At 40.3% G+C, this 14,264-nt stretch carries 14 protein-coding genes; 9 read left to right on the top strand and 5 right to left on the bottom strand.

Translation table 11 applies throughout. The features are described 5' to 3' along the window. The first annotated feature begins 39 nt into the window (after nt 1-39). The gene (gene tolB, locus FTU34_RS02020; protein ID WP_180034433.1) at nt 40-1,323 is read left to right on the top strand and encodes a Tol-Pal system beta propeller repeat protein TolB; all 1,284 of its coding nucleotides are present in this window, start codon (nt 40-42) and stop codon (nt 1,321-1,323) included. Between the two features lie 68 nt (nt 1,324-1,391). Continuing rightward, nucleotides 1,392-1,961 carry a peptidoglycan-associated lipoprotein Pal gene (pal, locus tag FTU34_RS02015; protein WP_180034379.1) on the top strand — a complete coding sequence of 190 codons (570 nt, stop codon included), beginning with the start codon at nt 1,392-1,394 and terminating at the stop codon, nt 1,959-1,961. Between the two features lie 269 nt (nt 1,962-2,230). Here the strand turns inward: pal and FTU34_RS02010 are convergent, their stop codons facing one another. Further along, nucleotides 2,231-2,428: an NF038105 family protein gene (locus FTU34_RS02010; RefSeq protein ID WP_078190373.1), complete on the bottom strand. Its 198-nt coding sequence runs from the start codon at nt 2,426-2,428 to the stop codon at nt 2,231-2,233. Nucleotides 2,429-2,612: 184 nt separating this feature from the next. Here FTU34_RS02010 and FTU34_RS02005 point away from each other — a divergent pair, with 184 nt between their 5' ends. The 5 genes from FTU34_RS02005 (at nt 2,613) to FTU34_RS01985 (ending at nt 5,902) form a co-directional block, all read left to right on the top strand. Then, nucleotides 2,613-3,587, top strand: a complete 975-nt coding sequence (locus FTU34_RS02005; protein ID WP_180034380.1) for a class 1 fructose-bisphosphatase — start codon at nt 2,613-2,615, stop codon at nt 3,585-3,587. A 52-nt stretch (nt 3,588-3,639) separates the two neighbouring features. Next, entirely contained in the window at nt 3,640-4,416 is a 777-nt protein-coding gene (locus FTU34_RS02000) for an RNA methyltransferase (protein WP_078192042.1), read from the top strand. A 160-nt stretch (nt 4,417-4,576) separates the two neighbouring features. Then, on the top strand, nt 4,577-5,191 hold the full coding sequence (locus FTU34_RS01995; protein WP_180034434.1) for an RNA polymerase sigma factor: 615 nt from the start codon (nt 4,577-4,579) through the stop codon (nt 5,189-5,191). After that, nucleotides 5,188-5,508, top strand: coding sequence for a hypothetical protein (locus tag FTU34_RS01990; protein ID WP_078190377.1), 321 nt, complete (start codon nt 5,188-5,190; stop codon nt 5,506-5,508). The genes FTU34_RS01995 and FTU34_RS01990 overlap by 4 nt, the downstream gene beginning before the upstream one ends. Further along, on the top strand, nt 5,498-5,902 hold the full coding sequence (locus tag FTU34_RS01985; RefSeq protein ID WP_180034381.1) for a DUF3106 domain-containing protein: 405 nt from the start codon (nt 5,498-5,500) through the stop codon (nt 5,900-5,902). Before FTU34_RS01990 ends, FTU34_RS01985 begins: the two co-directional genes overlap by 11 nt. 86 nt (nt 5,903-5,988) lie before the next feature. Here FTU34_RS01985 and FTU34_RS01980 read toward each other — a convergent pair whose 3' ends face one another. The 4 genes from FTU34_RS01980 to cxpE form a co-directional block, all read right to left on the bottom strand. Next, on the bottom strand, nt 5,989-8,403 hold the full coding sequence (locus FTU34_RS01980; protein ID WP_180034382.1) for a CSLREA domain-containing protein: 2,415 nt from the start codon (nt 8,401-8,403) through the stop codon (nt 5,989-5,991). Between the two features lie 24 nt (nt 8,404-8,427). Further along, nucleotides 8,428-10,239, bottom strand: coding sequence for a rhombotarget A (rbtA, locus tag FTU34_RS01975; protein WP_180034383.1), 1,812 nt, complete (start codon nt 10,237-10,239; stop codon nt 8,428-8,430). A 118-nt stretch (nt 10,240-10,357) separates the two neighbouring features. After that, the gene (gene hda / locus FTU34_RS01970) at nt 10,358-11,062 is read right to left on the bottom strand and encodes a DnaA regulatory inactivator Hda (RefSeq protein ID WP_078190380.1); all 705 of its coding nucleotides are present in this window, start codon (nt 11,060-11,062) and stop codon (nt 10,358-10,360) included. Nucleotides 11,063-11,080: 18 nt separating this feature from the next. Then, nucleotides 11,081-12,298 carry a chloramphenicol efflux transporter CxpE gene (gene cxpE / locus FTU34_RS01965; protein WP_180034384.1) on the bottom strand — a complete coding sequence of 406 codons (1,218 nt, stop codon included), beginning with the start codon at nt 12,296-12,298 and terminating at the stop codon, nt 11,081-11,083. Nucleotides 12,299-12,432: 134 nt separating this feature from the next. On the opposite strand from cxpE, the gene purM reads away from it, so the two are divergent. Continuing rightward, nucleotides 12,433-13,503: a phosphoribosylformylglycinamidine cyclo-ligase gene (gene purM, locus FTU34_RS01960; RefSeq protein ID WP_078190382.1), complete on the top strand. Its 1,071-nt coding sequence runs from the start codon at nt 12,433-12,435 to the stop codon at nt 13,501-13,503. Nucleotides 13,504-13,512: 9 nt separating this feature from the next. Next, entirely contained in the window at nt 13,513-14,142 is a 630-nt protein-coding gene (purN, locus tag FTU34_RS01955) for a phosphoribosylglycinamide formyltransferase (protein ID WP_111883942.1), read from the top strand. The last annotated feature ends 122 nt before the right edge of the window (nt 14,143-14,264 follow it).

Here is a 14,264-nt window from a genome sequence, read left to right as displayed (position 1 = left end):
ACAGACAATAACTCACATTTTTAGAGTAATTAGCGAATGATGGAAATGACGCGTAAACATCTTCTTTGCTTAGCCGTATTCACTGCTTTGAGCCCAGTTTTAGTGACTCAAACGCATGCGCAGCTTCACCTCGAAATCACTAAAGCTCCTGAAGAAGCACCTAAAATTGCGATCGTGCCTTTTAGTAATGACTCAAATATTTATCCAGTGGTTGAAAATGACTTGAACCGCTCAGGTAAATTTACCAGTGCTTCTAAAAACTTGCCTGCAACTGCAACAATAAATTCACCTAATGCAGAAGCATGGAAAGCTGCGGGCGTACCCTATGTCGTGACAGGTACATCAAAAACAACGGCAGATGGCTCTTATGAAATTCACTACCAACTGTATGATGTTGAAAAAAAACAATACCTGTTAAATGAACTACTTACTGTACCTGCTTCACGTTACCGTCAAGCAGCGCACATGATCAGTGATGCGATCTATCAAGCTTTAACTGGCATTCCAGGTGACTTCAGCGGCCGTATTGCCTATGTATTGCGTAATGCAGCAACACCAGATCAGCGCTATACCCTACAAATTGCAGATACGGATGGTGAACAACCCCGTACCATTTTGACTTCACGTGATCCAATCCTGTCCCCTGCGTGGACACCTGATGCTAAAAAGCTAGCTTATGTTTCTTTTGAAACCAAACGCCCTGCAATTTACATTCAAGACTTAGCAACTGGTAGCCGTGAAAAAGTTGCAAGTTTCCGTGGTCTAAATGGTGCACCAAGCTTCTCACCTGATGGTAAATCGATGTTGTTTACCGCTTCAATGCATGGCAATCCTGAAATCTATCAAATGGATTTACAGACTCGCCAATTAAAACGCATGACCAATGACACAGCGATTGATACAGAAGCACGTTATGCCCCTGACGGTAAATCATTTATTTTTACCTCTGACCGTGGTGGCTCTCCACAAATTTATACCTACAACTTAAGTGCTGAAAGTGTAAAACGTTTAACTTTCCGTGGCGCTTTCAATGCGCGTGGTACGTTAAGTGCGGACGGTAAAAAATTAGCTTTGGTGCATCGTCCTAGCGGTAGTAACTATAAAGTTGCGGTTCAAGACATTGGTTCTGGTGTAACCAATATTTTAACACCAACAAGTTTAGATGAATCCCCAAGCTTCTCTCCAAATGGTCAAATGGTGGTGTATGCAACACGTGAAGCAAACCGTGGTTTGCTCTCGATCATGTCTTTAGATGGTCGTTTCCGCATGAACTTACCAAGTGAACAAGGTGAAGTTCGTGAACCAGCTTGGGCACCGAAATAAACACTGCATGATTTATTCAACAATAACTTTTTAATGAAACATCATAAATAACCGTCATGGAGACCAATATGAAAGCAATGAAACTGATTGCGCTACCTGTTTTAGCTACAGCATTAGTAATGACTGGTTGTGCCAGCCGTAAACCTGCAGCAGACGTACAAGCAGGACAAAACCCAAATAGCTCAACCACTGTAAACACTTCTGGTTTAAGTGAAGATGCAGCACTCAATGCACAAAACCTAGCGGGTGCATCATCTAAAGGTGTAACTGAAGCGAATAAAGCATTTTTAGCGAAGCGCGTAGTACACTTTGACTACGACAGTACAGAGCTTAGCAATGAAGACTTACAAACCCTTCAAGCTCATGCACAGTTCCTTGTTGCTAATGCAAACTCACGCGTTGCTTTAACAGGTCACACCGATGAACGTGGTACTCGTGAATACAACATGGCACTTGGTGAACGTCGTGCCAAAGCTGTTGAAAGCTTCCTGATTACAACGGGTGTAAGTCCAAATCAGCTTGAAGCAGTTAGCTATGGTAAAGAAATGCCAATCAATGCGGGTCATGATGAAAATGCATGGAAAGAAAACCGCCGCGTAGAAATTAACTACGAAGCTGTTCCTCCGCTGCTTAAATAAGACTTGAAAAAATTCTGAGCTAAATAAAAAAGCACTCATTAATGAGTGCTTTTTTATTTAACCCGTATCATTTAATTTATATTGTTTCATTTTCATCGTTCTATTCAACGTTCTTTGCTTTAACTCAATTTAGCCCTTTAACTCAGGATAAATTCAGTTAGCAACTTTAGAACTTTAAGAAAATATCCAATTAAAAATGCAAATGAACGACTTTTAAAACGAGATCCTTAGCTTTACCAACTAGAAAATTAGCTTAACAATCCAAATCATTACGCTTCTGCTTCCGGATGTTCAGCATTTTCTTTTTCTGTTTGCATCGACTCAATGAGGTCATGTTTATTGAACTTTTTATACTCTGCTTTTGCTTCGTAACTGCTCCATGCAGCTTTAACGGTATCCGCAGAAATATCGTCTAAATTCAATCCCTCAGTTGCAGTCGGAGTCGCATCAAATTTTTGTGTGGTCATTGTTGTGCTCCCTGTCTTTCGATTTATACATTAGATTCAACATAGCATGTTATTCAGGACTTGCAAGGGTAAAATCACGACAAATAGTCTAGTTTAATTTTTCTTTTCCTTCGTTCTCATCTAAAATGTTGCACAATCACATTTTTATCATTTTTGATAAATTAATATTTGGAGTTTTCCGGTTATGTCAAATCTCACCCTTTCCCAATTTCTACAACAACAAAGTGGTAATCTTACTCCTGCATTAGCACAAGTTATTGAAACAATTGGTAATACATGCAAAGACATTGACCTTCTATTACAAAAAGGTGCTTTGGCTGGTGTATTGGGTAGCGCGCAACACGAAAACGTTCAAGGTGAAGAACAAAAGAAACTTGATGTCATTTCAAATGATTACCTCATCGATGCATTGAAAGTTCATCCACATGTCGGTGGTTTGGCTTCTGAAGAATTAGATGAATTCACGCCAGCTCAAGAAAATGGCGATTATCTTGTCTTGTTTGACCCATTAGATGGTTCAAGCAACATTGATATCAATATGTGTGTTGGCACAATTTTCTCAATTCTTCCTGCAAAAAATGCCGTAACACAAGCTGAAGATTTCATGCAAGCGGGTGTTAACCAAGCGGCTGCAGGTTATGTACTGTATGGCCCATCAACAATGATGGCTCTAACTGTCGGTGCTGGCGTAGTCTTTTTTACTTTTGATCCAGAAAGCAAAGAATTCTTATTAACTAAAGATGCGATTGCGGTTGCAGCAGATACTAAAGAATATGCAATTAATGCATCGAACCAGCGTCACTGGGAAGAACCTGTAAAACGTTATATCGACGAACTTCTTGCAGGTAAAACTGGCCCGCGTGAAAAAGACTTCAATATGCGTTGGGTCGCATGCATGGTGGGTGATATTCATCGTATTCTTTGCCGTAGCGGTATCTTCATGTACCCATACGACTTCAAAGATCCGAAAAAAGCAGGTCGTCTACGTTTAATGTACGAAGCAAACCCAATGAGTATGTTGATGGAACAAGCTGGCGGTGCTTCTACAACAGGCCGTGTCCGCATTCTAGACATCCAACCATCAGAACTTCATCAACGTGTTCCTGTGATTATTGGTTCTAAAAACGAAGTTGACCTAGTTACGTCATACCATAATTAATTTCTTATAACGAAAGTCAGTATTTTTGCTGACTTTCGTGGATATCTCCCTCATGGCTCTGATTTATCTCGAATCAAAAGACAACCCGAAAATTAAGCACCTCCGTGGCTTAATCGAACAAAATGCCTACCGTAAAAAACAAGGTCAAACTGTTTTGGAAGGCACACACTTGGTGTTGTCATGGTTAGACTCAAAACGTCCAATCAAATCGATTTTCACCACTGAACAAGCAATTAACCATGCCGATTTCGACCGCATTGCGGAACAATATCAAGGTGCTGTGTTCATTCTAAGTGAATCTTTATATAAAGATATCAGTACACTTGGAACATCTATTGCTTGCTTAGCGATTGTGGATTTACCAAGTTCTAGTGAAGCGCTTAACTTCAGTGAAGACACCTTAATTTTAGACAACATTCAAGACCCAGGAAATGTAGGCACCCTACTCCGTTCTGCTGCCGCAGCAGGTATTGAACAAGTTGTTTGTACCAAAGGCTCTGCATCGCTCTGGTCACCGCGTGTATTACGCGCAGGTATGGGCGCACATTTTTCATTAAATACCTTTGAAAATATTGCCCTTGAAGATATTTTGACGAAATTCAAAATTCCAGTGTATGCAACAAGCTCACATCAGTCTGAAAACCTATATAGCAAAAATTTACGCAAACAATGTGTGTGGATTTTAGGCAATGAAGGTCAAGGTGTTTCTGAGTATGCATTACAACATGCCGAAGCCGTTGCGATTCCTCAACCGGGTGGTCAAGAATCACTAAACGTAGCCATTGCTGGCTCGATCTGTTTTTTTGAAATGGTACGTCAGCGTCAGTAAAATCGTTATTTTATTGTATTTAGCGCTTAAGCCTGAAAAAAATAGACTACACTAGAAAAAATAATAATTCTTTTTGTCAACCTAACCGTTATTTCCATCGTTATTTGTATATGAATATGGAAATAATGGTGGGTATCCGATGACAGGATTTTCCATCTCTATGGATTTAGCACCCAAAAAGTCCGAGACGCAAGACAGCAGTGTTTTAAAAAGCACGGCTGAGTCTCGCCTGAAAAACTTCATGAATGAAGTGACGGGGCGTGCTTTAGTAATGATGGAAAGTGCAACGCACGGTCAACATGGCATTGCCATGGACTTGGTGCAAGAAGCCTTTATTTCCTTACATAAAGCTTATGCTGAAAAGTCCACAGAGGAATGGTATCCCCTGTTTTACACCATTTTAAATAACAAGCTGCAAGACTGGCGTCGAAAAGAAGCACGTCGTTCACAGCCGTTTTCCCTATTTAGAAAAGTCAGCCTAGATGACGACGATGTCGAGATACAGGATGTGGTAGATGAAACTACACCAAACCCTTTCGACTTTCTGGATCAGGCTGTCACTGCAGAGGAAATACAAGATGCTATCGCAGAACTTCCAGTCCGCCAGCAACAAGCATTTATGTTGCGAGCTTGGGAAGGCTTTGATACGCATACAACTGCAGAAATTATGAATTGTTCCGAAGGCAGTGTGAAAACACATTACCACCGTGCCATTCAAGGTTTACGTACCGCTTTGGCACATTTGAATCCACATATGGGAGGATCATCCGAATGAAACAAGATGATTTCTTAAAGCAAGTAACTTCCAAACTTGATGGACTCGCACAGCACCATAAAGACAAAGCAACTGTCATGAATAACGTGCTTGAAGATATTCATCAGCGCGAAACTTCTCGTTATGGTTTCTGGAAAATGTCTGGCTTTGCACTTGCAGCAGCAATTGCAGGTTTTGTCATTTTACCGAATGCGACTGTACTGGATGACAAACCACAAAATCAGGTGATTTCAACCCCTAAGCTCTCCCCTCAAATGGTGGAAGATCTTGAAATGTTGATGGTTCTGGGTGAGGACAAAGTTCCACATGGCAGCTAAAAAATTAGCAATTGCATTCTGTGCTTTTAGTTTTTTGCAAACCAGTTTTGCTGGCTTTGATCGCTTTTGGATATTTTCAAAAGATGCAGATACTCAAATCAATGAAACTTGGGATTCGCTATCTGAAGCAGAACAACAGGCTTTAATTAAAAAGTATCAGGCACTCAAAGAGATTCCTGCAGATCAACGTGTCAGCTTGCAACAGCGCATGGATTGGTTCACTCAACTTCCAGATAGTGAAAAGCAGCGTATGCGCGAAACTTGGCAAAAAATGAGTACTTTAGAACGTAAAGAACTCGCGACACGTATGCAAAAAGCTAGTCCTGATGAACGACCTGCTATTCGCGATGAGTATATCAACAAATATTTACAGCCTATCGCTGTCGTTCACTAATCAATAACAACATTATCTTGTGAAAATCAAATCAATTACATTAGTTAAGCCATAAAAAAGCCTCTTATCGAGGCTTTTTTATTGTCTTACTTGCTCAACCGACGTTGACGATACATACCTAAACCAATCAGTGTCAACAGCCCAAATAATCCCATCGAACCACCGCCGCTAGAAGAAGAGTTGGTGTTTTTCGCGGTATTCTTAAGGGTCAAAATTGCATTGTTTGATGCAATGGCGTCACTATCGACAACGCTATATTCAACAGGATAGTCAAACTGACTAAAGCCATTTTTTACTGAGAAGGTAATTTTTCCACCGTAGCAGGTTTCCTTTAAATAACTTGCTGGGCAACTGCCACTATACTCAGCTTCAAAGTTTAAACCTGCTGGGATTTTCGTAAAGCGAATGGGAATAATTTGGCCTTCTTCATTTTTATGCCATACCGATTTACCCGCTGGCATAGATGCAACTGGACCATCACCATCATCATTAGCATTCTCTAATAAATTATTGACGGTAACAGACAAATTATTTGACGGACTAATTGTATATTGAGCAGCTTTGGCCACTGGGGTCATATTTTTAAATGCCACACGGACCACACCAGAGGATTCCGCCTGACTCCCTGTCTTTTGTTTTAGCGTATATTTACAAAAACCGTATTCGGTAGGTGCTGTTGTTGCCCCACTGGTGCGATATATAACGATTTGTTTTATTCCAGCATCCCAATCACAGTGCAGGTCATGTGGTGGATTACCCACAATACTTGCTTCGCCTGTACTAGACACCGTAATTTCACTACCAATGCCGATTGGTGAAGTCGTCACGGTATAGTTGTCAGCATTTAATGCAATTTGTCGTGTTTCAGCACTTCCGTTCACAGACTCTTCTTGAGGTAATGATGCTGGGAATGGATCAAAATAAACCGCACGATATTTGAGGTTATTTTTTAATGCACTTAATACCGCTTCGTATTTTGTTAAATCATCCTGATTGGCAAGTTTGTATTCTGCATAATCTGGATCGTCGATATCCTTTTTCAAAGCATCAATTGTATTTTGATACTTATCTTGCAGAGCTGTTAAAGACTCATTGGTAATATCTGCCATATCTGCTGCGGTTAAATTCATTAACTCAACCGAACCAATATCACATGTGTTTCTTTGCGTAGGTGATAACTGTAAAGTACCATCTGTGATCCGCAAAATGCCCCGTTGATCCGCATCACTACAGCCGTCTAAGCCAAGATTGATTAAGTCAAAACCACTGCCGATCGCTTTCGGATAATACAAAGGTAAATACAAATTATAAGCAGATTTTGTTTGTAGGGCGCTTAACAAAGTCCCCATAGCATAGCTACTTACATCATGGTTTTGCAGAAAGCTTTCCATACTATTCAGCACACTTTCGGGTAAATCACACTGTGCGGCTGCCAGTTCAAATGCATTATTACTTGCAACAAATTTTTGACTATTATCAGGTACAGCGTTATTGAGATAACGACAAGATTTACCACCAGTATTGTAGGCCAATACATTGAAATACCAAGCCTTCGTACCATTCTTGTCATAATAATAGGTACTCGCCGCATTATTTTCGACTATTGTATTACTGGTTAAAACGAAGCTAGAAAAAGCACTTAAACGTTCCGTTCCCTGAGAAATGGCACGGATAATACTACCCGTACTTGGATTTGCTTGGTTTTTTGCAATCGTATTTGCTGTCAGTTCAACCTTGGCATTTCCACAGAAGTCCATCACACTATTGCTCGTCGATGAACCATTTTGAATAATACTGCTTTGCTGGAACACAATTTCAGGCTGGGTATCCCCCAAGTTCCCGATACAGTCCATAGCTACAACACTACCTTTAGGTGCGACGTTACCCTGAACTAAACTGCTCACCAATAATGTTTTTTTCGACATATTATGCGCAACGGAGTAGATAGCACCGCCAGCAACTTTGGCCTGAGAGTTTTCTATTGCACCATTATTTAAAGTAAATGCTCCCCCTAAATACAAGGCACCACCACGGTCTTCTGCCATCCCGCCAGTAAGGCGTACATTATTGACGATAAAGTTGGCTTCTGAGCGTGAAGTATTAAAAATACGCGATTTGCCTTGGGCATTAATCGTCGTTCTAATATCTTCATAGGCAGGAAATTTCTGCGTCAGTAAATTTTTTGAATCATAGTTAAAGCGACTTTTCCCCTCAATCACGATCTGATTGAGCGGAACTAACTCACCTTTGGTCAGAAGATATTCACCTGCTTCAAGTTGAATATAATCGGTCTGCCCATTATTTGGGTTACCGACATTACATCCACCAAAAGATTTGTTTTTACGTGCAGTTTCAATCGCTTCACGTAAAGAACATTGATTGAGATTTTCACCATTTTCATCCTCAAAGGTCGTAACTTTGATGATGTTACTTGTCGCTGCCATAGATGACATAGCCGCAAGGACCATGACCGCCAGCAATCCTTTTTTATAATTTTTCATGTGCTGTCCTTAATTCTATCCAGACTATTTTTTAAAGCGACGAAATCCAACTAAGCCAAGTAGTGCAAAAATACCTGCCCAGCCTAGAGCACCACCTGATGTTTTAACTGTTTTACTTTCCATTTCATTGTTTGGTTCTTGGAAAATACGCACTTCTGCAGCTAAATAATTTTTTGCCGAAGTATTAAAACGGGTTGAAGACGTCACCACACGCAATTCAAAAATATCTGCGCCATGCCAATTTCCATTTGGCGTGTATTCAAAATCACCATTCAAATTCAGTGTAAATTTACCTTTTGATTCGGTGCTTTGTACAACTATTGGACAACCATCTTGCCATGGCTCACCTGTTGGATTTGCCATACCCATCACTTTTGTACATTCTTCTTTTGGAATTAAATCACTGTCACCTAAAGCGTCTAAGATATTAAACTTCGCCACTTCACCTGTACGTATGTCTTTACCTAAGCGAGGCATGCTCACAGGAACCACAATTTCTATAGCCCCACGATCACACCAAACATCATCCAAATTACGATTTTTTCCACGCTGATCAGAAGACTCACAATACACATGATGCTCATTGCCATTTGCTGTGGTCTTCCCCTTATTTAATATCGAGCTTGAGAAAATCGTTTCGTAATTTAATAAAATACGAGGACGTAAATAACCAATAAATGCGTTATTTGCTGTGGTAAATGGACAGAAAAGTGCATTACGATCTTCTGTTAAGGTTTTACAGCTACCTTCATCTTCACCCGCGATTAAACTTGTCCCAGACCATACATCATTTAAATTTGCAGCAGGTCCAACAGGACAACTCGCAGCCACTAAGTTGTTATAAAAAACAGATTTGTCTGTTCCTGAGTTCACGACTTTACAATCTTGAGCGGTACCACTGAGCGCATTACCAATCACCACACTATTGGCTAAATAAGCATGCTCAGAGGTACTATTTAGTTCGATACCGCCACTGTTCTTCAGTACTGTAATATTATTGAGTGCTAAACCATCACGTAAGTTGACAGCAAAACCTTTGTTTTTGAAAAAGGTACTATTGGCAATGATATTTTGAGGGTTACTGAACACCAACTTGCTGATGTCTGCGAGCCCATTTTGATTGTAAACAATCGCTCGACCAGAAGTGCTTTCATTATTTTTGAACAAAGATGTATAGATTTCATAAGCCGGTGCTTCTGAGTAAATTGCACCACCATCTACCGCTTTGTTGTTTTGAAAAATCGTGGTTCGTATATATAGACGGCTTGCTACAGCTGCACCATCTTCTGAAAATCCAACATTGTAGATTGCACCACCAAGTCGTGCATAGCCATCTTCAAACTTTACATTTTCAAGTGTGAGTTTTTCATTATTAAAAAGGATGCCGCCTTTATCAGCGCACTGATCTTGCTTACATCCTTTAAATGAAATTTCTTTAAAATTGATCGCAAGTAGTTCTTTTTCGCCATCATTAATATTAAAAATTTGATCCTTACCGGTCATTTCAATGACGGCATTATTGAGACCGAGTACAACATCTTCATTGACGTTACTTTCATACGCCGTTTTCAGATTCAGTTCTGCTTTAATATCAATTTTTTTAGTGAGTTTATAAACTTCATTTTTTTTCAGAGAAATTGAGGCATAGGCGTCTTTACCCCCGCAACCATTATATCCGGCTTCTGGCATACCATTATTGATATATTCTATGGCTTCACGAAGTGAACATTCCTTGTCATCCTTTACAACATCTTCAGTGGTTGTAACGGTAATTTCTGCGCTAAATGCATGACCTGCCATGAGAAGCATGCCAATGCCTATGCTCTGTTTGAGCATATCCATCTCCTTAAATATTTTTTATCTTTTTATTCTTAAGTTGCACAATCCTTGCAACATTAAAATATTTTTATGTACTTTGTCACAGCTTGAGTAATTACTCAAGAATTTTTATTGCTTACCGATATTCATCAATTAGGGCAAAAATCTGTCTTAAATTTGCATGACTCAATTTAACTTTTTCACCTTTTAACATCTGAATCAGTTGTTCTAAAGAGCGAAGTAAAATAGACGCCTGATGCGGCCCATGTGCCAACAAATAATCCACAATTTGTTGATCCATATGGATGCCACGTCGTGCCAAAACAGAGTTTACGAGTGCTTGTCGGTCTGCGTATAAACTACCATTTGGCACTTTTACACTGACAGCCTGAGTTAATCTAGACTGTAAATCTGGCAGTTCAAGTTTGAGTTCAATAGGCGCCAGCCGAGATGAAAAGACCAATTGACCACCTTCTTCGTTATTATAATTAATCAGGTGAAAAACAGCTTTTTGCCAATGTGGAACTCCGCTAATCGCTTCAATATCGTCTAAAGCCACCAAGTCATAGCGATCGAGCGAAGTAATCGCTTCAGTGGGAGCATCTAGCAATTCAAGCAATGAAACTTGAATTGCTGATTTGCCAATTTCTAAGTAGGAGTCACATATTGCAGACAGTAAATGGCTTTTTCCTGTGCCAGCTCCACCATAGATATAGAAACGATTCATTAAACCAGCATGTAACTGACGAACACCATCGATTACATGCCCCCAACTCGGCCCAGAAAAATCACTAATTCGGGCATCGAGTTGAGGTTCTATATCTAACTGCAATTGACGCATATCTATATTTTAGCCTTATCAATCTTTATGTTCTGATCTTTCAATGTTACTCGAAATTTCAGGATCTTGCAGCGAATTTGCAGACTGATTTTTGAGCTCAATATCAACAACAACTTGATTGGTTTCTACGTTTAAAGTGCCACTTGCAGCATCATTTACAACCAGTACATCATTTCGGTATAAATTACTTTTCTCGTAATTTTCGCGTGCATGACGTAATAAGACCACAATAATCGCTGCAACGGGTAGTGCAATGAGCATTCCGAGGAGTCCTGCCAATTGCGCGCCTGCAAGGACTGCAAATACCACTGCCACAGGAGACAAACCAATTTTGTCGCCTAATAAGAAAGGCTGTAAAATATAACCTTCTATTGCCTGCCCTACCATGAATACCACCAATACTAAGGCCAAATGCACCCAATCCAAACCGAATTGGAACAGGCAAGCCACAATTGCCGAAATAATACCAACCGCAAAACCCAAATACGGAATAATACTGGCTAGACCCGCAATCATCCCAATGATGATGCCAACCTCAATACCGACTAATTGGAGTCCAACCGCATAAACAACGCCCAATAAGAACATTACCAAGAATTGGCCTTTTACAAATGCACCTAAAACTTCATGACATTCGCCCACGATTGTGAGCGTGCTTTTTTCATATTTACGTGGAATAAGTCGACGCATGTTTTCTAACATACGCTCCCAATCTAATAAGAAATAGAAAGCTATGATTGGAATTAAGACAATCGTGCCACCAATCTGTATGAAATTCAGACCCGATTGTGCCACTTTTAACAACATGGCTTGGATACTGTCTGCACTATAGTTGGTTTGAATATACTCCATGATCGCTGCTGACATTTGCTCTGTATCAATTTCCATCGGTACAAGATTAAATGTCTCTGATAACCACGGCAGGAATGTATAGTTGACCCAATGAATATTGCTTGGAATATTGTTTTTCGCATACATCAACTGTTCCCATACCAGTGGTACGAGGAACCACATTGAAAGGAATATAGCGACACCAATTCCAATAAAGACCAAACTGATAGATAACCAGCGCGGCAAGCCAATATTATGTAATTTATCGACTAAAGGGCTAAATAAATATGCAATTAGAAATGCGCCGATAAAAGGAACAACTACAGGCTTTAATAAGTATAAAACCCATATGATCAATGCTATCCCAGCAAGAATAAATATTCGGCGCAAGGTGCGATCACCCATATAAAGTCACCTTTTTTCAATGTAATCGTTATAGAAAGGAAAATATTTTAATAAAGATAACATTTTAGTGCGAAATAGCATAAGAGTTTTGCATATTCAGGTTATAATCCCCGCGCGAATGCGGAGACTTCATTATGAGCAACTCAACTTCTACCCCAAACACTGGTTTAAGCTACAAAGATGCAGGTGTCGACATTGAAGCGGGCGACGCGTTAGTCGATCGTATCAAATCTGTCGCGAAACGTACTGCACGTCCTGAAGTAATGGGCGGTCTAGGCGGCTTCGGCGCTCTTTGTAAAATTCCTAAAGGTTATGAAGAACCTGTTCTCGTATCTGGCACAGATGGTGTTGGTACAAAATTACGTTTAGCATTGAATTTGAACCGTCATGACACAATTGGTCAAGACTTGGTTGCAATGTGCGTAAACGATCTTCTTGTATGTGGTGCTGAACCACTGTTCTTCCTTGACTACTATGCAACTGGCCACCTCAACGTTGACGTTGCAGCAAATGTTGTGACTGGTATCGGTGCGGGTTGTGAACTTGCAGGCTGTGCATTGGTTGGCGGTGAAACTGCTGAAATGCCAGGTATGTATGAAGGCGAAGACTATGACCTTGCAGGTTTCTGCGTAGGTGTCGTTGAACAAAGTAAAATTATTGATGGCTCTAAAGTTAAAGCGGGTGACGTTTTAGTTGGTGTTGCATCTTCTGGCGCACACTCAAATGGTTACTCACTTCTTCGTAAAATTTTAGATGTGAAAAACGTCGACCTTACTCAAATCGTTGATGGTCGTCCACTTGCAGATACAGCAATGGAACCAACACGTATTTATGTAAAACCAATTCTTCAGTTATTGAAAGAAGTGGATGTACACGCTATGGCGCACATCACAGGCGGCGGTTTACCGGGTAACTTACCTCGCGTACTGCCAAATGGTGCTCAAGCGGTAGTCAATGAAGCATCTTGGGAATGGCCAGAATTATTCAAACTACTTCAAAAAGAAGGTGGTGTTGAACAATTTGAAATGTACCGCACATTTAACTGTGGCGTAGGTATGGTTCTCGTGGTTGATGCAGCCGATGCTGACAAAACTGTTGAATTACTCAATAGCCTTGGCGAAAAAGCATTCACAATGGGTCACATTGCAGATAATGCTGAATCTGTTGAAGGCGCTGACGAAAAAATCCGTGTAGTTTTCGCATAAGCAACGTTCATGATTAAAATTGCTGTACTTGTTTCAGGCAGCGGATCTAACCTGCAAGCCCTGATCGATGCCAATCTATCAGGTCAAATCGTTGGGGTGATTTCCAATAGACCTGACGCTTTTGCACTGCAACGTGCAAGAAAAGCAAAGATTGCAACTGCAGTCATTGAACATAAGCAATATCCAAGTCGTGAAGCTTTTGATGATGTGATGCATCAACAACTGCTCGACTGGGATGTTGATTTGGTCATTTTGGCAGGCTTTATGCGCATTTTAAGCGCAAAATTTGTCAAAGCATGGGAAGGAAAAATGATTAACATCCACCCTTCTCTGCTGCCAAATTATAAAGGAATGCATACTCATCAACGTGTTTTAAACACCGGTGATGTCTTCCATGGCTGTACAGTTCACTATGTGACTGCAGAGCTGGATGCTGGTCAAGCGCTTGCTCAAGGCGTACTTAAAGTCAATGTGCATGATCATGCTGAAAGTCTGGCAGATCGGGTTCACGTGCTTGAGCATGTGATTTACCCTCAAGTGGCAGAATGGATTTGTAATGGCACCATTCAACACACTGAAAACGGTGTTTTATATCGTGGTGAGCCTTTGCAACAACCTGTTCAATTCTGTAAGTTCTAAGCAACTGTATAACTTAACAATCAACGCATCTTAGGGTGCGTTTTGTTTTTTAAGGACCAAATAAAACTCTATTTATTACTAAAATCTAAAATCTAAAATCTAAAATCTAAAATCTAAAATCT

Origin of the sequence: Acinetobacter sp. YH12094, assembly GCF_013419295.1 — a bacterium.
In the GTDB taxonomy this organism is placed as follows: domain Bacteria; phylum Pseudomonadota; class Gammaproteobacteria; order Pseudomonadales; family Moraxellaceae; genus Acinetobacter; species Acinetobacter amyesii.
The sequence above is the reverse complement of the archived record's forward strand: the minus strand, read 5'-3'. Positions and strand labels throughout refer to the sequence as shown.

Coding starts and splice junctions, on each gene's coding strand:
- FTU34_RS01985 (WP_180034381.1), top strand. CDS start 5,498: ATGGCAGCTAAAAAATTAGCAATTGCATTCTGTGCTTTTAGTTTTTTG.
- FTU34_RS01980 (WP_180034382.1), bottom strand. CDS start 8,403: ATGAAAAATTATAAAAAAGGATTGCTGGCGGTCATGGTCCTTGCGGCT.
- cxpE (WP_180034384.1), bottom strand. CDS start 12,298: ATGGGTGATCGCACCTTGCGCCGAATATTTATTCTTGCTGGGATAGCA.
- tolB (WP_180034433.1), top strand. CDS start 40: ATGGAAATGACGCGTAAACATCTTCTTTGCTTAGCCGTATTCACTGCT.
- FTU34_RS02010 (WP_078190373.1), bottom strand. CDS start 2,428: ATGACCACACAAAAATTTGATGCGACTCCGACTGCAACTGAGGGATTG.
- hda (WP_078190380.1), bottom strand. CDS start 11,062: ATGCGTCAATTGCAGTTAGATATAGAACCTCAACTCGATGCCCGAATT.
- FTU34_RS02005 (WP_180034380.1), top strand. CDS start 2,613: ATGTCAAATCTCACCCTTTCCCAATTTCTACAACAACAAAGTGGTAAT.
- FTU34_RS01995 (WP_180034434.1), top strand. CDS start 4,577: ATGGATTTAGCACCCAAAAAGTCCGAGACGCAAGACAGCAGTGTTTTA.
- FTU34_RS02000 (WP_078192042.1), top strand. CDS start 3,640: ATGGCTCTGATTTATCTCGAATCAAAAGACAACCCGAAAATTAAGCAC.
- FTU34_RS01990 (WP_078190377.1), top strand. CDS start 5,188: ATGAAACAAGATGATTTCTTAAAGCAAGTAACTTCCAAACTTGATGGA.
- purM (WP_078190382.1), top strand. CDS start 12,433: ATGAGCAACTCAACTTCTACCCCAAACACTGGTTTAAGCTACAAAGAT.
- rbtA (WP_180034383.1), bottom strand. CDS start 10,239: ATGCTCAAACAGAGCATAGGCATTGGCATGCTTCTCATGGCAGGTCAT.
- purN (WP_111883942.1), top strand. CDS start 13,513: ATGATTAAAATTGCTGTACTTGTTTCAGGCAGCGGATCTAACCTGCAA.
- pal (WP_180034379.1), top strand. CDS start 1,392: ATGAAAGCAATGAAACTGATTGCGCTACCTGTTTTAGCTACAGCATTA.